Origin of the sequence: Spirillospora sp. NPDC000708, from assembly GCF_040299565.1 — a bacterium.
Taxonomy (GTDB): Bacteria; Actinomycetota; Actinomycetes; order Streptosporangiales; family Streptosporangiaceae; genus Spirillospora.
Genome location: NZ_JBEPCJ010000053.1, coordinates 35,094 through 53,519, shown reverse-complemented (window position 1 = coordinate 53,519; position 18,426 = coordinate 35,094). Strand labels below are relative to the sequence as shown.

At 73.9% G+C, this 18,426-nt stretch carries 19 protein-coding genes; 11 read left to right on the top strand and 8 right to left on the bottom strand.

Going from position 1 to position 18,426, the window contains the following annotated elements; genetic code table 11:
* Positions 1–59 precede the first annotated feature (59 nt).
* From ABT299_RS31715 to ABT299_RS31705, 3 genes are read left to right on the top strand one after another with little or no spacing between them, the layout of a single operon-like run.
* On the top strand, positions 60–911 hold the full coding sequence (locus tag ABT299_RS31715; RefSeq protein ID WP_500252985.1) for an LLM class F420-dependent oxidoreductase: 852 nt from the start codon (positions 60–62) through the stop codon (positions 909–911).
* A gap of 40 nt (positions 912–951) precedes the next feature.
* On the top strand, positions 952–2,208 hold the full coding sequence (locus tag ABT299_RS31710) for a hypothetical protein (protein ID WP_500252984.1): 1,257 nt from the start codon (positions 952–954) through the stop codon (positions 2,206–2,208).
* 55 nt (positions 2,209–2,263) lie between these two features.
* Positions 2,264–2,911 carry a class I SAM-dependent methyltransferase gene (locus tag ABT299_RS31705; protein WP_500252983.1) on the top strand — a complete coding sequence of 216 codons (648 nt, stop codon included), beginning with the start codon at positions 2,264–2,266 and terminating at the stop codon, positions 2,909–2,911.
* Here ABT299_RS31705 and ABT299_RS31700 read toward each other — a convergent pair.
* Both ABT299_RS31700 and ABT299_RS31695 read right to left on the bottom strand, forming a co-directional pair.
* Positions 2,890–3,444 (bottom strand): AraC family transcriptional regulator, encoded by a 555-nt coding sequence (locus ABT299_RS31700; RefSeq protein WP_500252982.1) that lies wholly within the window; start codon positions 3,442–3,444, stop codon positions 2,890–2,892. The two genes, ABT299_RS31705 and ABT299_RS31700, sit on opposite strands and share 22 nt — an antisense overlap.
* Before the next feature lie 783 nt (positions 3,445–4,227).
* Positions 4,228–5,160, bottom strand: a complete 933-nt coding sequence (locus ABT299_RS31695; RefSeq protein ID WP_500252981.1) for a PDR/VanB family oxidoreductase — start codon at positions 5,158–5,160, stop codon at positions 4,228–4,230.
* Between the two features lie 259 nt (positions 5,161–5,419).
* Between ABT299_RS31695 and ABT299_RS31690 the strand changes: the two genes are divergently transcribed.
* Complete coding sequence (locus ABT299_RS31690; protein WP_500252980.1) at positions 5,420–6,322, top strand: NADP-dependent oxidoreductase; 903 nt, start codon at positions 5,420–5,422, stop codon at positions 6,320–6,322.
* A 64-nt stretch (positions 6,323–6,386) separates the two neighbouring features.
* Entirely contained in the window at positions 6,387–6,728 is a 342-nt protein-coding gene (locus ABT299_RS31685; protein ID WP_500252979.1) for an MmcQ/YjbR family DNA-binding protein, read from the top strand.
* Between the two features lie 277 nt (positions 6,729–7,005).
* Here ABT299_RS31685 and ABT299_RS31680 read toward each other — a convergent pair whose 3' ends face one another.
* The 3 genes from ABT299_RS31680 to ABT299_RS31670 form a co-directional block, all read right to left on the bottom strand.
* Positions 7,006–7,920 (bottom strand): type IV toxin-antitoxin system AbiEi family antitoxin, encoded by a 915-nt coding sequence (locus ABT299_RS31680; protein ID WP_500252978.1) that lies wholly within the window; start codon positions 7,918–7,920, stop codon positions 7,006–7,008.
* Positions 7,921–7,997: 77 nt separating this feature from the next.
* The gene (locus ABT299_RS31675; RefSeq protein WP_500252977.1) at positions 7,998–9,389 is read right to left on the bottom strand and encodes an MFS transporter; all 1,392 of its coding nucleotides are present in this window, start codon (positions 9,387–9,389) and stop codon (positions 7,998–8,000) included.
* A 136-nt stretch (positions 9,390–9,525) separates the two neighbouring features.
* On the bottom strand, positions 9,526–10,290 hold the full coding sequence (locus ABT299_RS31670) for an alpha/beta hydrolase (RefSeq protein WP_347256781.1): 765 nt from the start codon (positions 10,288–10,290) through the stop codon (positions 9,526–9,528).
* Between the two features lie 155 nt (positions 10,291–10,445).
* Between ABT299_RS31670 and ABT299_RS31665 the strand changes: the two genes are divergently transcribed.
* Both ABT299_RS31665 and ABT299_RS31660 read left to right on the top strand, forming a co-directional pair.
* Entirely contained in the window at positions 10,446–10,778 is a 333-nt protein-coding gene (locus ABT299_RS31665) for a hypothetical protein (protein WP_190858773.1), read from the top strand.
* A 107-nt stretch (positions 10,779–10,885) separates the two neighbouring features.
* Positions 10,886–11,797, top strand: coding sequence for an LLM class F420-dependent oxidoreductase (locus ABT299_RS31660; protein ID WP_500252976.1), 912 nt, complete (start codon positions 10,886–10,888; stop codon positions 11,795–11,797).
* Between the two features lie 87 nt (positions 11,798–11,884).
* Here ABT299_RS31660 and ABT299_RS31655 read toward each other — a convergent pair whose 3' ends face one another.
* Positions 11,885–12,262 carry a VOC family protein gene (locus ABT299_RS31655; protein WP_190858769.1) on the bottom strand — a complete coding sequence of 126 codons (378 nt, stop codon included), beginning with the start codon at positions 12,260–12,262 and terminating at the stop codon, positions 11,885–11,887.
* Positions 12,259–12,900 (bottom strand): TetR/AcrR family transcriptional regulator, encoded by a 642-nt coding sequence (locus tag ABT299_RS31650; protein ID WP_347256780.1) that lies wholly within the window; start codon positions 12,898–12,900, stop codon positions 12,259–12,261. The genes ABT299_RS31655 and ABT299_RS31650 overlap by 4 nt, the downstream gene beginning before the upstream one ends.
* A gap of 276 nt (positions 12,901–13,176) precedes the next feature.
* On the opposite strand from ABT299_RS31650, the gene ABT299_RS31645 reads away from it, so the two are divergent.
* The 4 genes from ABT299_RS31645 to ABT299_RS31630 all read left to right on the top strand — a co-directional run bounded on the left by ABT299_RS31645 (position 13,177) and on the right by ABT299_RS31630 (position 16,874).
* Positions 13,177–14,094 carry an ABC transporter substrate-binding protein gene (locus ABT299_RS31645; protein ID WP_500252975.1) on the top strand — a complete coding sequence of 306 codons (918 nt, stop codon included), beginning with the start codon at positions 13,177–13,179 and terminating at the stop codon, positions 14,092–14,094.
* A gap of 250 nt (positions 14,095–14,344) precedes the next feature.
* Positions 14,345–15,373 carry an iron chelate uptake ABC transporter family permease subunit gene (locus ABT299_RS31640; RefSeq protein ID WP_190858765.1) on the top strand — a complete coding sequence of 343 codons (1,029 nt, stop codon included), beginning with the start codon at positions 14,345–14,347 and terminating at the stop codon, positions 15,371–15,373.
* Positions 15,370–16,140 (top strand): ABC transporter ATP-binding protein, encoded by a 771-nt coding sequence (locus tag ABT299_RS31635; RefSeq protein WP_500252974.1) that lies wholly within the window; start codon positions 15,370–15,372, stop codon positions 16,138–16,140. The genes ABT299_RS31640 and ABT299_RS31635 overlap by 4 nt, the downstream gene beginning before the upstream one ends.
* A gap of 2 nt (positions 16,141–16,142) precedes the next feature.
* Positions 16,143–16,874 carry an adenosylcobinamide amidohydrolase gene (locus tag ABT299_RS31630; protein WP_500252997.1) on the top strand — a complete coding sequence of 244 codons (732 nt, stop codon included), beginning with the start codon at positions 16,143–16,145 and terminating at the stop codon, positions 16,872–16,874.
* 130 nt (positions 16,875–17,004) lie between these two features.
* Here ABT299_RS31630 and ABT299_RS31625 read toward each other — a convergent pair whose 3' ends face one another.
* Positions 17,005–18,372: a chromosome segregation ATPase gene (locus ABT299_RS31625; RefSeq protein ID WP_500252973.1), complete on the bottom strand. Its 1,368-nt coding sequence runs from the start codon at positions 18,370–18,372 to the stop codon at positions 17,005–17,007.
* Between the last annotated feature and the right edge of the window lie 54 nt (positions 18,373–18,426).

Sequence of the window (18,426 nt, the reverse complement as noted above, 5' to 3'; positions counted from 1 at the left end):
GCCGGACAGCTGTCCAGTCACTATTCCAGAAAGCCTAGAACACGTTCTACTATGACGCCATGCGCAACGGAATCGTGCTCTTCACCTCCGACCGCGGCATCACGCCGGCAGCCCTCGCGAAGGCCGCCGAGGAGCGCGGCTTCGACACCTTCTACGTGCCCGAGCACACCCACATCCCGGTGCGCCGCGACGCGCTGCACCCCACCGGCGGCCAGGACCTGCCCGACGACCGCTACACGCGCACCCTCGACCCGTGGGTGTCGCTCGCGACCGCCGCCGCCGTGACCGAGCGGATCGGCCTCGCCACCGCCGTCGCGCTGCCCGTCGAGTCCGACCCGATCACCCTCGCCAAGACGCTCGCGACCCTCGACCACCTGTCCGGCGGCCGGCTGACGATCGGCGCCGGCTTCGGCTGGAACACCGACGAGCTGGCCGACCACCACGTCCCGGCGGCGGGGCGGCGCACCGTCCTGAAGGAGTACCTGGAGGCCATGCGCGCCCTGTGGACCGAGGAGGAGGCGTCCTACGACGGCGAGTTCGTCTCGTTCGGGCCGAGCTGGGCCTACCCCAAGCCGCCGCAGGGCCGCATCCCCGTGATCGTCGGCGCCGGCGGCGGCCCGAAGACCATGAGGTGGATCGCCCGCCACGCCGACGGCTGGATGACCACGCCGATCGAGACCGGCATCGCCGACAAGGCCGCCCTGCTGCGCCGCGAGTGGGCCGACGCCGGCCGCTCCGGCGAACCCGACGTGCGGATCCTGGTCGCCAAGCGGCCCTCCCCCGACGACCTCGCCGAGTGGTCCGCCGCGGGCGCGTCCGAGCTGATCTGGGGCGTGCCGGACGCCGACGAGGCCGAAGTCATCGAGTACCTGGACAAGACCGCCGCCCGGCTCGGCCTGACCGCGAAGTGACGCCGACGAGAACCCGTTTCATCTTCGAGGAGATCGCCAGATGACGAACCCTGGAGCGATACCGCCCGGCCGTTACGCCGCCCTGTCCCGGGACGAACTCGCGGTCGCCGTCCCCGAGCTGCTCCTGATCGGTCAGCTCATCGACCGTTCCGGAATGGCGTGGTGCATCTCCGCATTCGGCCGCGAGGAGATGGCGCGGATCGCGATCGAGGAGTGGGCCGCGTCCAGCCCCATCTACACGCGGCGGATGCAGCGCGCCCTCGGCTACGCCCCGGAGGTGCCCGGGAAGGGCGACGTCCCGACGATCTTCAAGGGCCTCCAGCTCGACATCGGCGCCCCGCCGCAGTTCATGGACTTCCGCTACACCGTCCACGACCGGTGGCACGGCGAGTTCCACCTTGACCACTGCGGCGCCCTCATGGACGTCGAGCCGATGGGCGACGACTACGTCCGCTCCATGTGCCACGACATCGAGGACCCCACCTTCGACGCGACCGCCGTCGCGACCAACCCGAAGGCGCAGGTCCGCCCGATCCACCGGCCGCCGCGCTCGCCCGCCGGCCGGCACCCGCACTGCGCCTGGACCGTGATCATCGACGAGTCCCACCCGGATGCGCAGGGCATCCCCCTGCTCGCCGACAACGAGCGCTCCCGCGCCGCGACCCTCGACCTGGCGCCGATCGACCCGGCCGACGACGGCCTCGCCGACTACACCGGCCCGCTGCTGTCCGACCTCGACTTCGCCGCCTTCTCCCGCTCCGCGCTCGCCCGGATCGCCGACGAGGTGTGCCTGCAGATGCACCTGCTCAACCGGGCCTTCACGCTCGCCGTGGCCGCACGCGCCGACGCCGACGGCCTCCTGCGCATCCGCCGCAAGCAGTTGGTCGGCATCGCCGGCGTCGCCGCCGAACGCCTCGCCCGCGCCCTCGCCCTCCCGGCCACCCCCGAGGGGGCCGCCCGGCTCCTCGCGGTCCACCCGCTCCTCAACCCGTCGGCCTACGTCGACGCCTCCATCGACGGCGCGACCGTCACCGTCCGCCCGTCCCCCGCCCACGAGGACGGCGCCTGGATCGCCCTGTGCGGGCCCGGCTGGACGACCGCGCTCCAGGCCGTCGTCCGCGCCCTGGACCCGTGCCTCGACACCGAGGTCACCGGCACCGACCGGGACTGGCGGCTGGCCATCGTCCGCCGCGACGAGCCCGCGCCCGAGCCCGACGAGGTGGCCGTCGTCCGGTTCAGCACCGGCTCCGGCTTCGCCTTCGAGCCGCGCCGCTCCCTGCCGATCACGCCGGTCTGACGCGCGAGCGGTTCGTTCAAGACGAGCCGCGCCGGGACGGGCGACACTTCCGGTCATGACCGAGCAGACCTTCACCCCCGCGCTGGGCCGCGCCGCCCTCCCCCGCCTCTACGACGCCGTGATCGCGCTGACCCGGGAGCGCCTGTGGCGGAGCATGATCGCCATGCACGCCGCGGTCAGGGCCGGTGACGTCGTCGTCGACGTCGGCTGCGGCACCGGATCGCTGGCCCTGCTCCTGCACGGCATCGAGCCGTCCGCGCGCGTGATCGGCGTCGACCCCGACCCGAGGGTGCTCGCGGCCGCCGAGCGCAAGGCCGGTGCGGGCGGCGTCGAGTGGCGGACCGGGATGGGCGACGCGCTGACGGACGTCGTGGACGCGGGGACCGCCGACACCGTCGTGTCGAGCCTCGTCCTCCACCAGTGCCCCGTGCCGATGAAGCGGGCGATCCTGGCCTCGATGCTCGAGACGCTGCGGCCCGGCGGCCGGCTGGTGATCGCCGACTTCGGTCTCCAGCGCACCCGGGCGATGCGCCTGGCCTTCCGCCTGGTGCAGCTGGCGGACGGCCGGGAGGACACGCGGTTCAACGCCGACGGAAGGCTGCCGGGCCTCATCTCCGAGGTCGGCTTCGTCCAAGTGCGGGAGACCGCGGCCGTGCCGACGGTCAACGGCTCGATCTCCCTCTACACCGCGCGGCGCGCCTGACGTCCCAGCGCCCGGACGACCTCCGCGGGCGTCAGCCCCATCATCCGCCGCATCTCGCGGGTGAAGTGCGCCTGGTCGGCGAAGCCGCCCGCGAGCGCGGCGCCGCTCAGCGTCCGTCCCTCGCGCAGCGCCTCGGCCGACCGGGCGAGGCGCCGCCAGATGCGCCACCGCGCGAGCGGCATGCCCAGCTCCGCCCGCGCCAGCGCGCGGAGCCGCTGCGGGGACAGCCCCACCCTCGCCGCCAGCGCCGTCATCGGGATCCGCTCGTCCATCAGCACGCGCATCGCGTCCAGCAACCGCCCGTCGAGCTCCCCCGACAGACGGCCACCCGCGACGTCCTCCTCACGAAGCCCCCTCATGCCAGGAGCCGGGGTGATGCCCCTGCCGCAGACCACCCGCAGCCGATCGGCGAACGCGCAATGCGGCTCCACGAAAAGCGTGCGCAGCTCCCGAACCGGAAGCAGCCTGTGGCCGACCATGGGCGGCACGACCAACGCCGCATCGCTGAAGCGGTTGCCGTCCTCATCGTCCATGACCACCTCGCCATGAACACCGATGGCCACCTGAAAGGCGGCATGCCGATGAAAGCTCCCCTCCGCCACAGCCCCTTGGTAGACCGCATAACCGTCCCCAATAACGAAGTAAGCCCCCTCCACCCCACACCCCCTCAGCCGCCCTGACACCAACGCAACACCACACCAACCACACCAGCGCCGGGCCATCCTCCCCATCCCAACAGCCTTCCGCCCACCCGAAGCACATTCAGCCACCCCAAGACACCAGCACACACCTCAACCCGCGCGACGCCCCCGTTCACTCAAGCGCAAACCCGACCCACCGCACGCCCCGACCAACACAGCACAGCCAGCACTACGCACGCTCCGCCCTCCGCACAGCGCACACCCACGACCAGCGGGGGCACACATCGCCCGCCGACACGTCAGATCCAACCGCCCCAGCGCGCACCCAGGCCGACGCAATGCGCACTCCGGCCAATGCAGCGCACCCCCTGGACCACCCGGTGCAGCGCAGCCAATACGGCGCCCACCGGCCAGCATGACGCACATCCCGACCGACGCGAGCCCACATCCCACCACCGCGCCGCGCATCACGGCCAGCTCGGCAGACACCCCCGGCTGCCCCGGCCCGCATTCCGGCCAATGCGGCGCACACCCTTAGCGGCCCAGCACCCCACCCACCCAGCACATCTCGACCTACGCGAGCCCACACCCCGCCACCGTGCACACATCGCGCCAGCGCAGCACGCACCACGGCCGGGTGGGCGCGCTACGGCGGATGCGGTGGAGGTGGCGTGTTCAGAGTTCGAGGACTAGGCGCGGGCCTTTGGCGCGGGACACGCAGATCATCATGAAGCCGCCGTCGGCGCGCTCGTCGTCGGTGAGCACGGAGTCGCGGTGGTCCGGCTCGCCGTCGAGGACGGGCGTCTCGCATGTTCCGCACGTGCCCTCGCGGCACGACGCCAGGACCGTGACGCCCGCCTCCTCGACCGTCTCCAGGATCGACCGCCCGGGCTCGACCCGCAGCGTACGGCCGGTGAGCGACAGCTCGATCTCGAACGCCTCGTCCGGGCCGGTGACCGGCTTCGCCGAGAAGCGCTCGGTGCGCAGCGTGCCACGGGGGCACCGCTCCTCGACCGCTGCCAGCATCGGCTCGGGCCCGCAGCAGTAGACGAGCGTGCCCTCCCGGAGCCCGGAAAGCGCGGCGTCGAGGTCGGGCAGTCCGAACTCGTCCTGCGGCCGTACCTCGACACGCTCTCCGTAGCGCGCCAGGTCGTCGAGGAAGGCCATCGCCGCCCGCTGCCGCCCGCCGTAGAGGAGCCGCCAGTCCGCGCCTGCGGCATCCGCCGCCGCCACCATCGGCAGGATCGGCGTGATGCCGATGCCTCCGGCCAGGAACAGGTAGCCGGGCGCGTCTTCCAGAGCGAAATGATTGCGCGGGCCGCGCGTGAGGAGTTTGTCGCCGACGTTCAGTCGCTCGTGGACGAACGTGGAGCCCGGCCCCTCCCTCAGCACGCCGAGCCGCCACGTCCGATCGTCGGCCGGGTCGCCGCACAGGGAGTACTGCCGCACGAGGCCGTCGGGCATCAGCAGGTCGACGTGCGCGCCAGGCTGCCAGGACGGCAACGCGCCTCCGTCCACGGCGCCCAGCGTCAATCCCACGACGCCTTCCGCGAGATCGGTCCTTTCCAGGACGACGACCTCCGTCTCGACGGCGCTCTGGTCGGTCACGTGCCCCCCTCTCGTTCGTGGTCGTCCCGACCATCGCCGCTCCTCCGGGCACGCGTCACCCCCGCTTCCGTCAAACGGAAGACCTCGGCCGGCCCGGCGCCGTGCACGCAGGTCATCCGCTTTGACGGGTTCGTCGACTCACCAATGGAGATGCCGGGGAGAGCACCGTCTGTGACGTACGGTGTTCTGCGGCGAGACGGCGTTCGCCGTGGCATGGGCAGCGGGTGCGAGGCCCCCTGGAGTGGCATCGGAGCGGATGATGAAGGCAGCGCGTTTCGACCGGTTCGGAGGCCCGGAGGTGCTCCAGATCGTGGATCTTCCGGATCCGCATCCGGGCCCCGGTGGGATCCGGATCGCGGTGCGCGCGGCCGGCGTCAACCCGAGCGACTGGAAGAAGCGCCAAGGCCTGATGGACCCGGAGCTTCCCCAGACGCTGGGCTACGAGGCGGCGGGCATCGTGGACGAGTTGGGCGAGGGCGTCAAGGACGTGGCCGTCGGCGACCGCGTGTTCGGCTTGTCCGCCGAAGGGGCGGCGCAGGCCGAGCTGGCCGTGCTGTCCTTCTACGCGCCGATCCCGCCATCACTCGACTTTTCCGGCGCCGCGGCGCTACCGGCCGCCATCGAGACGGCCACGCGCGCGCTCGACCAGCTCGGCGTCGCAGGCGGCGGCACGCTGCTCATCAACGGCGCCTCCGGAAGCGTCGGCAGCGCCGCCGTCCAGCTCGCCGTGGCGCGCGGCGCGCGCGTGATCGGTACGGGCGGCCCGGCGAACCACGAGTACCTGCGCTCGCTGGGGGCGGAGCCCGTCGCCTATGGCGAGGGCCTGCCCGAGCGGGTCCGCGCGCTTGCGCCCGGCGGTGTCGACCTGGCGCTCGACGTCGCGGGCAGCGGGGTGCTGCCCGAACTCATCGGCCTCACCGGCGGTGCCGAGCACGTCCTCACGGTCGCCGACTTCGCCGGCGCACGGGAGCACGGAGTGCGGTTCAGCCGCGGGGACGCCGGCCGCGCCGTCCACGTGCTCGGCGAGATCGGCGCGCTGATCGAGGCCGGACGCTTCTCGCTCCCGGTCGCGCGGACCTTCCCGCTCGCCGAGATCGCCGAGGCGCACCGCGCCGGCGAGGAGGGCCGCGTCCGCGGGAAGCTCGTCCTGCTGGTCGGCTGACACGGCCGCGGCGGCCGTGGTTAGGCTCCTTTCACGGTCATTCTTCCTGGGAAAGGGCGGGCGCATGGACGTGCTGGAGCGGCTCCGGGAGATCTGCCTCGGGATGCCGGAGGCGACCGAGAAGCCGTTCGGGGGTCACACATCGCCCTCCTTCCGTGTTCGCGACAAGCTGTTCGTGATGACCAGCGAGGACGGCTCGTCCATGATGTTCAAGGCCGGTACGGGGGTGCAGGAGGCCCTGGTGTCGGAGGACCCGGAGCGGTTCTTCGTCCCGAAGTACGTCGGCGCCAAGGGATGGGTCGGCGCTCGCCTGGACGTCGAGCACGACTGGGAGGAGCTGGCGGAGCTCATCGAGGACAGCTACCGCCTGATCGCCCCCAAGCGTCTCTCGGCCCTGCTGGACTGAACCCCCGCCATCACCCGGGCCACGCAAGCCTCACACACCGCCAGCCGCCGTGGCCAACGGCCGCAGCGCCGGCAAGTGCCGCGCAAGCAACTGCCAGCGGACGCACCGCCAGCCACCGCGGTCTGTGGACGCGCCGCGGGCAGCCGTGGTCGGTGGACGCGGCGCCAGTGGGGGCGAGCAGCAGGTGCGATGCCCACGCCGCCGGCGGGTGCGGCCCGAGTGGCCGTGGTCGGTGGTGTGCCGTCGGTGGGCGTGCGTGGCAGGTTGAGGCCCGCGGTCAGCGGGGGTGGTGGGGGCGGCGGGAGAGGGTCGTCAGGCGGGCGGTGATGCGGTTCATCGTCGCGGCGTCGGGTTTCCAGCCGCGTTGGAGGAGTGCGGTCAGGAGCGCCTCCAGGTAGGGGGCCGGGCGGTAGAGGAAGAGCTTGGTGACGGGGATGATCTGCCAGCCCATCTCCCGGCCGAGCCAGCGGCGGCGGCTCTCGTCGTGGGCGCGGGCGGCTCGGCCGGTGTGGTGGCGCTCGCCGTCGTACTCGATGCCGACGCGGTAGTCCTCGTAACCGAGGTCCACGTAGAGGCAGCGGTCGTGCGGCCCGGCGACGGGGACCTGGGTGCGCGGGCGCGGGAAGCCCGCGTCGCCGACGGCGGTCCGGACCCAGCTCTCCCCGGGGGAGGCCGCGCCGCGGTCGCCGAGACGCAGGAGGTCGCGCAGCCGCCTGTTGCCGTGGTAGCCGGGGAGCGTGCGTGCCATGGCCTTGAGTTCATCGGTGTCGACTCCGTTCCGGAGGAACTGGTCCAGTGCGGCGACCGCCTCGGAGCGCGGCAGCCAGCGCGTGCAGTCGAGGGCCGTCCGGGCGCGGGAGGTGACGCGGATGCCCGCCTCCTCCCGCACGTGGTCGGGTGGAAGGTCCACGTGGTCGGCGACGGGCGGGCCCGTCGCGCACTCGGCCGGTCCGGGAGTGATCAGTTCGACGTCCCAGTCGGTCTCGTTCACGCCCGGTGGGAGGACGTCGATGCCCCAGATCCAGGCGGCGGTGCGGCGGGCGATGACCGCGTCCGGCGGGAGGAGGCCGCTGAGGGCGGCGGCGCGGACGGTGAGCGGGGAGCCGGTGCCGGGGGTGACGTGGACGCCGGGGCCGACGGGGACGGCCGGGCCGCCGGACGTCCGCTTCCAGGTGATGCCGAATCCGTTCATGGTCACCGATGATGCCGACCCCGCAAGCCCCCGGGCAGGGGCTCGGGAAAATGTGGATAACCCTCTGTCGACGCAGGTCAGAGGCGTCTCCTGCCGAGGAGCACCGCGGTGAGGACGGCTCCGCAGAGGGCGACGGCGGCCGCGGTGGCGAAGAGGGCGTCCAGCCCCTCGGTGAACACCCGGTGCCGGCTCAGGACCGCTCCGTACACCGCGATCCCCACCGCGGACCCGACCTGCATGACGGTGTTGTTGACGCCGGACGCCATGCCGAGCCGGGAGCGGTCCGCGACGTCCACGGCGAGGCCGCCGAGGGTGGGCAGCGCGATCCCGCACGCGAGGCCGGCCAGCGCCATGCCCGGCGCCAGATGGGTCCAGGACGAGCCGGGCGTCAGCCCGTGCATGAGCAGGATCGCCAGCGCGAGGAGCGTCAGCGAACCCGTGACGAGCAGGCCCTTGGGAAGGCGGTCCATGACGGCGCCGGCGATCGGACCGGCGACGAGGATGGGGACGACGAGCGGCAGGAAGCACAGGCCGGTCTTGAGCGCGGAGAAGCCGAGCTGGTCCTGGAACCACAGCGAAACGTAGATGAGCAGGGCGAAGACGCTCGCCTGCACGGCGAACGACCCGATCTGCGTGCCGCTGAACGCGCGGTCCCGGAAGAGCGGCAGGTCCAGCATCGGGTCGGCGAGGCGGCACTCCACGGCGAGGAACGCCGCGAGCGACGCCGCCGACGCGCAGAAGACGAGCGCGCTCTCAGCGCTCCCCCAGCCGTGGTCCTGGACGCGCAGCAGCCCGAAGACCAGCAGGGACAGGGAGACGGCGAGGAGGCAGGGCCCGGCGAGGTCGATGCGGCGCCGAACTCGGGGAGTCTCCTCGCGCGGCAGCGCGCGGGCGCCCATCGCCAGGGTGACGGCTCCGACCGGTACGTTCACCAGGAAGACCCAGCGCCAGCCGAGGCCCGAGACGAGCGCGCCGCCGACGACGGGGCCGAGGACGACGGCGAGCCCGGCGGCGGTGCCCCGCACGCCGAACGCGACGCCGCGGGCCTGTCCCGTGTAGCACTGCGCGATGAGCGCGAGCGTGGTCGCGAACATCAGCGCGCCCGCGAGCCCTTGGACGGCCCGCGCCGCGATGAGGGTCGCGGCGGTGGGCGCCAGGCCGCACGCCAGCGACGCCGCGGCGAACAGCGCCACGCCGGCGAGGAAGGAGCGGCGCCGCCCCCAGCGGTCGGCGAACGCTCCGGCGGTGAGCTGGGAGGCGGCCATCGCCATCGTGTACGCGTTCACGACCCATTGCAGGTCGCCGAGGCCGGCGTGCAGGTCGTGGCGCATTCCCGGGACGGCGACGGTCACCACCGTCGCGTCCAGCATGAGCATGAACACGGCGGCGACGATCGCCGCGAGCGGCCACCATCCGCTCTTCCGGTCGTGGTGGCGGGTGATGGCGGGGGCCGGTCTCTGGTCGACCATGAGGCTCCTTCACTAGCAGCGTTAGGCTAAATCTAACACCGCTAGGGCGTACCTAGCACCATTAGAGAAGAAGAGTGTCCGATGGCACGCTCAGGAAGGCGCGGGCCGCGAGCGCGGCGCCGCTGGGACGGGAGCGTCAGAGTGCCGCGTCGGGACGCATCGCGGTGGCGGAGGACGCCGCCCACGCGCCGATGCGGTGGATCAGCTCCGGGGTCGCGGCGACCTCCGCGTGGCCGAACCCGGGTTCGATCCACAGTTCCTTCGGGTCGCGCGCCGCGTCGTACAGCTGCCGCCCGTGCTCGATGGGGAAGAACGCGTCGGAGTCCCCGTGGACGATCAGCAGCGGCGCGGGGGCGATGCGCGCCGCGACCTCGTGCGGCGCCTCCGGGACGGGGTCCCAGCCCTTGGCGGCGATGCGCGTCCCGCGCGCGAGGCGGACGGCGAGCCGTCCGAGGGGCCGCTCGATCACCCAGTGGACGCGGCGCATGGGGACGGTGTCGCGGTAGTACCAGCGGGCGGGCGCGCTGACCGAGACGACCGCGTCGACGGCGCCGTGCAGCGCGGCGTGCCGGATCGCGACGGCGCCGCCCAGCGAGAAGCCCGCGACGACGACGCGCCGGTACCCCCGGACGCGTGCCGCGGTGACCGCGGCCTGCACGTCGAGGACCTCCAGGTCGCCGACCGTGGAGTGCCCGCCGGACCGCCCGTGGCCGCGCAGGTCGAGGGCGAGGACGCCGCCGTACCGGTGGAGCACCGCGCCGATGCGGCGGAGCGCGGGCTGCCGCCAGGAGCAGGTGAAGCCGTGCGCGAGCACGAAGCAGAGGTCGTCGTCCCCGCCGAGGTGTCCTGCGTCGATCCGCACACCGTCGGCGGCCTGGAGCGTCACGGGATCCGGAGTCACCACCCCTCCATGATCGGACATCGCGCTCCGGGCTCCCCTCCCGACCCCCGGGGAGAAGTGGGGCGGGTGGGGCTGAACGTGCAGGTGGGTGGGTAGGTAGCCGGTGTGTCGGGGGCGCTGGTGGAACCACGGGCGCGCGGGTCGGGGCGGCCGGTATGGGCGGCGAAGACCGCGCGCTGCGCCTGACGGCGCGCGACGGGGCGCCGGAGACCGGGGCGAACGGGCCGCGGGCTCCGGAGGGCTTCCGGTCGCGTGCCGCCGGGCGTCCGCCGCGGCGCGCGAACGGTGAGGACGCGCTGCGGTCCATGCTGTCCTCGGCGCGGGCCCATGACCGGGCGGCGGCCTTGCTGGAGGACATGGCGGCCGTCCATCCGGAGGAGGCCGCGGCGCATCTGGAGTCGGCCGAACGGCATCGCCGGTGGGCCGACAACGACCGGGATCTGGCCGACCGGTACGGCCCGCGTCACCAGGATCCGGACGAGCCATGACGGCGGCGGCAGCGCGGCGGGGCGGCAGCACGGCAGGGCGAACCCCTGCCCGGAGCTCCTGACGACGCCCTGTGCGACGATCGGGACAGCGGATCAGGGAGGTCCTCGTGCGCATCGGTGTTTCCCTCGGCGAGCGCGGCGGTCCCGCCGCGCTCGACAAGCTGGCCGACGATGTGCGGCGCGCCGCCGACGACGGTTTCGCCTCGGCGTGGATGTCGAACATCTTCGGCGTGGACGCGCTGACCGCGCTCGCGGTGGCGGGAAGCCGGGTGCCGGGCATCGAGCTGGGGACCGCCGTGGTGCCGACGTACCCCCGGCATCCGGCGGCGCTGGCCCAGCAGGCGCGGACGACGGCGCTCGCCCTCGGCGAGGGGCGGCTGACCCTCGGCATCGGCCTGTCGCACAAGGTCGTCATCGAGGACATGTTCGGGTACGACTTCGGACGTCCCCTGCGGCACATGGGCGAGTACCTGTCGATCCTGCTGCCCCTGCTCGACCACCGGACGGCGTCGTTCACCGGGGAGACCCTGCGCGGCCAGATCGGGCTGACCGTCCCGAACGAGGGCCGGGTCCCCGTGCTGCTGGCGGCGCTCGGCCCCAAGATGCTGCGGCTGGCCGCGGAGCGCGCCGACGGGACCGTCCTGTGGATGACGGGTCCGGCCACCGTCCGCGACCACATCGCGCCGACCATCACCGCCGCGGCCGAGGCGGCGGGACGTCCCGCTCCCCGGATCGTTTGCGTCCTGCCGGTGTGCGTCACGGACGACGCGGAGCGCGCACGCGCGCGGGCGGCGAAGGCGTTCGAGGTGTACGGGACGCTGCCGTCCTACCGCGCGATGATGGACCGGGAGGGCGCCGAAGGCCCCGCCGACCTGGCCGTCATCGGCGACGAGGACGCGGTCGGCGCGCGGGTGGAGGAGCTGGCCGCGGCGGGGGTCACCGACTTCGTGGCGGGCGAGTTCGTTCCGGGCGCAGACCGCGAGCGGACCCGCAATTTCCTGAAGTCGCTCGCCGGCTGACCGGCGCTCGCCTACTGACGGGCGCTCGCCGGCTGACGGCACTCACGTACGAACGGGTCCGCCCCGGCCGCTTGAGCCGCGCTGGCCTCAGGACGAGATGAGCTCGTAGAGGTTGCCGCTGGAGTCGGAGAAGTACAGGCCGCGGGCGCCGAGCGGATGGTCGGTGTCGACGCGCCCGTTGTCGGGGTGGGAGGGCTGGTCGCCGTAGGGGATCTCGCGGGCGTCGAGGCGGTCGACGACCGCGTCGAAGGTGGCGGCGTCGACGTCGAAGGCCAGGTGGTGGCCCTGCGGGAAGGCGACGGTCATGAAGTCGAGGGTGAGCCCGTCGTTGACCTTGATCGGGACGAAGTGGCGGGCGTGCGGGTGGGGGCCGGTGTAGTCCAGGCCCATGACGGCGGCGAAGAAGCGGGCGGCCTCGTCGTTGTCGGCGGCGGTGACGATGGTGTGGTTGAGGGTGATGGTCACGCGGGGCTCCCTTCGGGGGTCGTGTCGGTGAGCGCGCCGTGCAGGAAGACGTCGAGGTACTCCTCCAGCGAGGGCGCCGGGGAGTCGGGGCCGGTGGGCGGGCGGCTCCAGGTGAAGACCAGGCCCATGAACATTCCGGCGGTCTCCTCGACGGAGAGCCGGAGGCGGTCGGCGTCGGGCTCGAAGAGTTCGGCGAGCGCGCCCCGCGTGCGGGCCATGGCGGACGCGCGGTCGATCGCGGCGTCGGCCGCCTCGCCGCCGCCGTGCGAGCCGCGCCCGCGGCGGCCGGTGGCGTGCAGGGCGCCGAGGACCATGCCCATCCGGCCGAGGTAGGCCTGGATCGCCGCGGTGGCCTCGGCGAGCCGCCCGGCCAGCGGCTGGTCGAGCGGGATCTCCTGGAGCTCGGCCAGCACATGGTCGGTGCGCAGCGCCTCCGCCACGCAGGCGTCGAGGAGCTCGTCCTTGTCGGCGAACACCCGGAAGATCGTCGCCTCTCCGATGCCGGCGGCGCGGGCGATCTGGCCGGTGGTGACGGCGGTGCCGTGCTCGGCGACGAGCGGCAGCGCCGTCCGGACGATCATTTCGCGGCGCTGCTCGGGGCTCATCCCGGGGGCGCGCCGCCGGCTCTTGGCCTCCATGCCCGCCACTGTACGGAGTGAGTACTCACTCCGTCAATGTCGAAGTGAGTACTCACTCCGATGCGCGCGCCAAACCGGATAAGGCGGCTGATAACGTTGCACTTCAAGCGCGCCCTGGAGCGAAGTCCGGTGTGAACCCGGCGCTGTCCCGCAACTGTGGTGCCCCTGTCGAAGAGGCCGAGCCAGGTCGCCTCCGTGCGCGCCGACGACTCTCGACCTCGTGGAAGGGCGATCCGTCATGACGGGCCGCGGCTTCCCGGCAGCCAGGAGGCTCCTGTGAGACCCGTGCGCGTCCTCGGCGCGGCCATCGTGACCGCCGCCGTGACGCTCGCCGCCGGTTGCGGCGGCGACGGCAAGACCAAGACGTCGGAGAGCGGCGCCGCGACCGTCACCGTGCAGGCCGGCAACGGCGCGGTGGCCGTTCCCGCCCACCCGAAGCGGATCGTGTCGCTGTCCCCCACGCACACCGAGACCCTGTTCGCCATCGGCGCCGGATCCCAGGTCGTCGCCGTGGACAGCCTCTCGGACTACCCGTCCGGCGCACCGAAGACCCAGCTCTCCGGGTTCAAGCCGAACGCCGAGGCGGTCATCAAGTACCGTCCCGACCTCGTCGTGCTGTCCAATGACATGGACGGCGTCGTCAAGGCGCTGGAGAAGGTCGAGATCCCGGTGCTGCTGGAGCCCGCCGCAGCGAAGCTCGACGACGCCTACGACGAGATCACCGACCTGGGGCTCGCCACCGGGCACGTCGCGGAGGCGAAGAAGGTCACCGACGGGATGCGCGCCGACATCCAGAAGACCGTCGCCGCGACCACCAAGGGCAAGGGCCTCACCTACTACCACGAGCTGGACAACCAGCTCCACACCGTGACGTCCGAGACGTTCGCCGGGCAGGTGTACGGCCTGTTCGGGCTGCGCAACGTCGCGGACGCGGCGGACAAGGCGAGCGGCGGCTACCCGCAGCTGTCCCGCGAGTACCTCGTCAAGAAGGACCCGGACCTGATCTTCCTCGCGGACACCAAGTGCTGCGGCCAGAACGCCGCCGCGCTGGCCAAGCGGCCGGGCTTCCAGGATCTGAAGGCGGTGAAGGACGGCGGCGTGGTGCCGCTGGACGACGACCTCGCCTCCCGCTGGGGTCCGCGCCTGCCGCAGTTCGTGAAGGCGATCGGCGACGCGGTGCAGAAGACGCGTTGACCTCCGCCTCGATGGGCCCCCGCCCGTGACCTCCTCCGAACGCGAGCCGTCCCCGGCCGTCCCCAAGGACGTGCCCGGGGACGTCTCCGCGGACGCGGAAGACGTCCCACGGGACGCGAGAGACGTCTCGACGGACGCGGAAGACGTCCGGGGACAGGGCGAGGACGTCCCGGTACGTGGTCGCCGACGCGCGCGCGGGACGACACCCGCAGCGGAACGACGGCGCCGGGAGAAGGACGCCGGACCGCGCGTGCGAGGGCGGCTGCGGGTGCTGCCGCTGGCCGTGGCGCTGGTCCTGCTGGCCGCGACGTTGCTGGCGGGCCTGGTGGTCGGCGCGGCCGGGCTTCCCGTCACGGGCATCCTCGAGGCGCTGGCCGACAAGATCCCGTTCGTGCACGTCGACAGCGGGTTCAGCGTCGTCGACGAGAACGTGCTGTTCCAGCTGCGGGTGCCGAGGGTGCTGATGGCGGCGCTGGTCGGCGGGATGCTGTCGATGGCCGGCGCCGGGTACCAGGGCGTGTTCCGCAATCCGCTGGCCGATCCGTACCTGCTCGGCGCGGCGGCGGGCGCGGGCGTCGGGGCCACGCTGGTGATCGTCGTGGTGCCGGGCGACCCGGGGTACGGGGTGCCGCTGGCGGCGTTCGCGGGCGCGATCCTCGGCGTGGCGATGGCGTACGCGCTGGGCAGCACGGCGGGGCGCGGGAACCGGGCGGCGACGCTGGTGCTGGCGGGGGTGGCGGTGTCGTCGTTCCTCTCGGCGGTGCAGACGTTCCTGCAGCAGGTGAAGGCGGAGGAGCTGCAGCGGATCTACTCGTGGATCCTCGGCGGGGTCGGCTCCGCGGACTGGCACCAGCTGGCGCTGGTCGCGCCGTACTCGCTGGTCTCGACGGTGGTGCTGCTCGCGCACGGGCGGCTGCTGGACGTGCTGAGCGTGGGCGACGAGGAGGCGGCGTCGCTCGGGCTGTCGGCGGCGCGGGTCCGGTTGACGGTGCTGGTGGCGGCGTCGCTGGCGACGGCGAGCGCGGTGGCGGTGAGCGGGCTGATCGGGTTCGTCGGGATCGTGGTGCCGCACGCGGTGCGGCGGCTGGCGGGCGGCTCGTACCGGGTGGTGCTGCCGCTGTCGCTGCTCGGCGGGGCCGCGTTCCTGGAGCTGGCCGACCTGGTGGCCCGGACGGTGATCGCGCCGGGCGAGCTGCCGCTCGGCGTGGTGACGGCGTTCGTCGGGGGCCCGTTCTTCGTGGCGGTGCTGCGGGCGAGCCGGCGGCAGGTGGAGACGTGACGGTCGCGGTGCGGGGCCTGGACGTGTCGCTGGGCGGCCGTCCGGTGCTGAAGGACGTGTCGCTGGAGGTCGCGGCGGGGTCGTGGACGGCGGTGATCGGGCCGAACGGCGCGGGGAAGTCGACGCTGCTGCGGGCGGTGCTCGGGCTGCTGCCGAGCGCGGGCGAGATCGCGGTGGCGGGCGCGGACCTGGCGGCGATGAAGCCGCGGCAGCGCGCCCGGCTGGTGGCGTACGCGCCGCAGAGCCCGAACCTTCCGGTCGGGATGACGGTGTTCGACTACACGCTGCTGGGGCGGTCCCCCTACATCCCGCATCTGGGCCGCGAGAGCGCGCGCGACCGCGCCATCGCGAGGGAGGTCCTCGACCGCCTCGACCTGGCGGGGCTCGCGGACCGTCCGCTCGACCATCTGTCCGGCGGAGAGCGGCAGCGTGTGGTGCTGGCGCGCGCGCTGGCGCAGCAGACGTCGGTGCTGCTGCTGGACGAGCCGACGACGGCGCTGGACATCGGGCACCAGCAGCAGGTGATGGAGCTGATCGACCAGCTCCGGCTGTCGGACGGGCTGACCGTCGTGACGACGATCCACGACCTCACGCTGGCCGGGCAGTACGCCGACGGCCTGGTGCTGCTGTCGGGCGGCCGGGTCGCGGCGGCGGGAACGCCCGGCGAGGTGCTGACCAGGGCGGCGATCCAGGAGCATTTCGACGCCCGCGTGCACGTCCTTCCGGGGCCGGACGGCCGGCCCCTGCTGTCCCTGGAGCGTCCTTGAACATCGAGCTGGTCTGGCGGGACGAGGACGGCGCGCGGCTCGCCGCGACGGTGTGGCGCGCGGGCGGCGGGTGGCGGGCGGTGTCGTCGGCGATGCTCGGCGGCGGGATCGGGCCGCTGGGCTGGGTGCTGAACGCGCAGGTCCGCGGCCGGTACGCGCGGACGGACCCGGTCGTCCACCTGGCGGAGCTGGCCGCGTCGTTCGGGCTGGAGGGTCCGGGTGTCGGGATGCTGACCGCCGCGTCCGTCGCCCGGACGATGCGGCGCGAGGACGGCGGCGTGGCCGCGTCGGCGACGGTCGGGCTCCGCGTTCCGACGTGGGCGGCGGCGCCGGAGGGGGCGGCCGACCCGGAGCTGGCGCCGCTGCACATCGACGTGCCGCCGCCGTCGCCGGAGCCGGAGCCCGCTCCGGAGCCGTCGGAGCACGGGACGGCGTGGCGACCGGGGACGATCAACATCGTCGTCGCGGTGCCGGTCGCGTTGAGCGATGCCGCGCTGGTGAACGCCGTGGTCACCGCGACGGAGGCCAAGACGCAGGCGCTCCTGGAGGCGGGCTACCCCTGCACGGGCACCGCGTCGGACGCGATCTGCGTGGCGGCCCGGACGTCGGGCGCGGAGGAGCCCTTCGCCGGTCCCCGTTCGGCGTGGGGCGCCCGGGTGGCGCGCGCCGTGCACGCGGCGGTCCGGGCGGGCGCGCTGGACTACACCGAGTACCTGCGGGCGAACCGGCCCTGACCTGCGGGCGGGCCGGGCCCGGCGTACCGGCCGCCCCACCACCCCGGTGCGGTGCGGCGGCCGGTTCAGGGCCAGTGCCGTGTAGTGAAGGGCCTCACCTCCTTTCCGTGGCCGGTACGCCGGCGGATGGTCAGCCGGCGTGGGGAAGGCGGTGGCCGTTGACCGCGAGCGGGTCGGTGCCGTCCAGCGAGGACCCGCCCCGCGCGGCCCCGTTCAGCGGAGTCCCGTTCACCGAGGCCCCGTTCAGCGGAGATCCGTTCAGCGGGGGCAGGGGGTGCAGGCCGGTCGGCGGCTCCCGGTCGGCGGCGGGCCGTCCGTCCGGGCGCGGGTCCGCCGGGCGGGTGAGCGCGTCGACGCGGCGGCGGGCGCGGTCGGCCTCGGCGCGCGCGGCGTCCCGTTCGGCGGTGAGGGTCTGGACGGCGGCGCGCAGCTCCTCGTTGGCGCGCGACAGGTCCCAGTTGCGCTCCTCGGCCTCGCGGGCGCGCGCCTGGATCTGGTCGCGGTCGGCGACGGCCTGCCCGCGCTGGGTCTCGGCGTCGCGGACGGCGGCGCGCAGGTCGTCGGCGGCGCGCCGGGCGGCGGCGGCCTCGATCCGCTGCCCCTCGACGACCGTCTCGGTCTCCGACAGCCGGCCGTGCAGGCCGACGAGCTCGGTCCGGGCGGTCTCCAGCGCGGCGAGCAGCTCGCCCTCGCGGGAGGCGATCCGGTCGCGCTCGCGTTCGGCGGCCAGCTGGGCGGCGACGGCGGCGTCCGCGGCGTCCTTGGCCTCCTGGCCCTCGCGGCGTGCGGCGTCGCGTTCGGCGGCGGCGTGCTCGGCTTCGGCGGCGGCGCGCTCGGCCTCGGCGCGGGCCGCGGCGGCGGCGTCCTCGGCGGCGTCCGCGCGGGCGCGGGCGGTCGCGGTCTCGCGCCAGGCGGCCTCGGCCTGGCGCTGCGAGGCGTCCCGCTCCCGCTGCGCGACCGCGATCTGCCCGGCGGCGTCGGCGCGGGCGTCGGCGACCCGCCGCTCGACGCCGGCGACGCTCAGCTCGGAGACCATCGACCCGGCGAGCCGGTCGGCGACGGCCTCCAGCCGCTCCACCATCTCCCACGTCCAGGCGACCTGGCCGGTCAGGCCGGGCGCCTCGCGCGCGCGCTCGCGGTTCTCGTGCGCGGTCCGCTCGCACGCGCCGCCGTTGTCCTGGCAGTAGCGGACGGTGCGGGCGCCGCGCACCGGCTGCGGTACGGGCCTGCCGCAGCCGGCGCACGGCCAGACCGCGACCGGGTCGCCCAGGCGGGCGATCCCGGCGCGGGGCGCGGTGTCGAGCCCCGTGTCGAGTCCCGCGTCGGGCCCGGTGCCGGCGCCGGCGGGCGGGGACGGCGCGTCCTCCGGCGGGACGCTCTGGGCGGCGTACGCGGGGTCGGTGTAGAAGCCGGGGTCCGTGATCACTGGAAGATCGGTCAACGTCGGGGCGGCAGGGGTCGGGGCGCTGTCGAACGGGGCGACCTTCTGGTCTTCCATGTGCCGTTGTACGCGGCGCGACCCGGGAACGTTCGACGGTCCCGCCGGCGACTT

Bases quoted from the DNA above. Each gene is read 5' to 3' on its own strand.
- ABT299_RS31680 (WP_500252978.1), bottom strand. From the start codon at position 7,920: ATGAACGGATTCGGCATCACCTGGAAGCGGACGTCCGGCGGCCCGGCC.
- ABT299_RS31625 (WP_500252973.1), bottom strand. From the start codon at position 18,372: ATGGAAGACCAGAAGGTCGCCCCGTTCGACAGCGCCCCGACCCCTGCC.
- ABT299_RS31715 (WP_500252985.1), top strand. From the start codon at position 60: ATGCGCAACGGAATCGTGCTCTTCACCTCCGACCGCGGCATCACGCCG.
- ABT299_RS31675 (WP_500252977.1), bottom strand. From the start codon at position 9,389: ATGGTCGACCAGAGACCGGCCCCCGCCATCACCCGCCACCACGACCGG.
- ABT299_RS31705 (WP_500252983.1), top strand. From the start codon at position 2,264: ATGACCGAGCAGACCTTCACCCCCGCGCTGGGCCGCGCCGCCCTCCCC.
- ABT299_RS31685 (WP_500252979.1), top strand. From the start codon at position 6,387: ATGGACGTGCTGGAGCGGCTCCGGGAGATCTGCCTCGGGATGCCGGAG.
- ABT299_RS31700 (WP_500252982.1), bottom strand. From the start codon at position 3,444: ATGGACGATGAGGACGGCAACCGCTTCAGCGATGCGGCGTTGGTCGTG.
- ABT299_RS31665 (WP_190858773.1), top strand. From the start codon at position 10,446: ATGGGCGGCGAAGACCGCGCGCTGCGCCTGACGGCGCGCGACGGGGCG.
- ABT299_RS31650 (WP_347256780.1), bottom strand. From the start codon at position 12,900: ATGGAGGCCAAGAGCCGGCGGCGCGCCCCCGGGATGAGCCCCGAGCAG.
- ABT299_RS31710 (WP_500252984.1), top strand. From the start codon at position 952: ATGACGAACCCTGGAGCGATACCGCCCGGCCGTTACGCCGCCCTGTCC.
- ABT299_RS31690 (WP_500252980.1), top strand. From the start codon at position 5,420: ATGAAGGCAGCGCGTTTCGACCGGTTCGGAGGCCCGGAGGTGCTCCAG.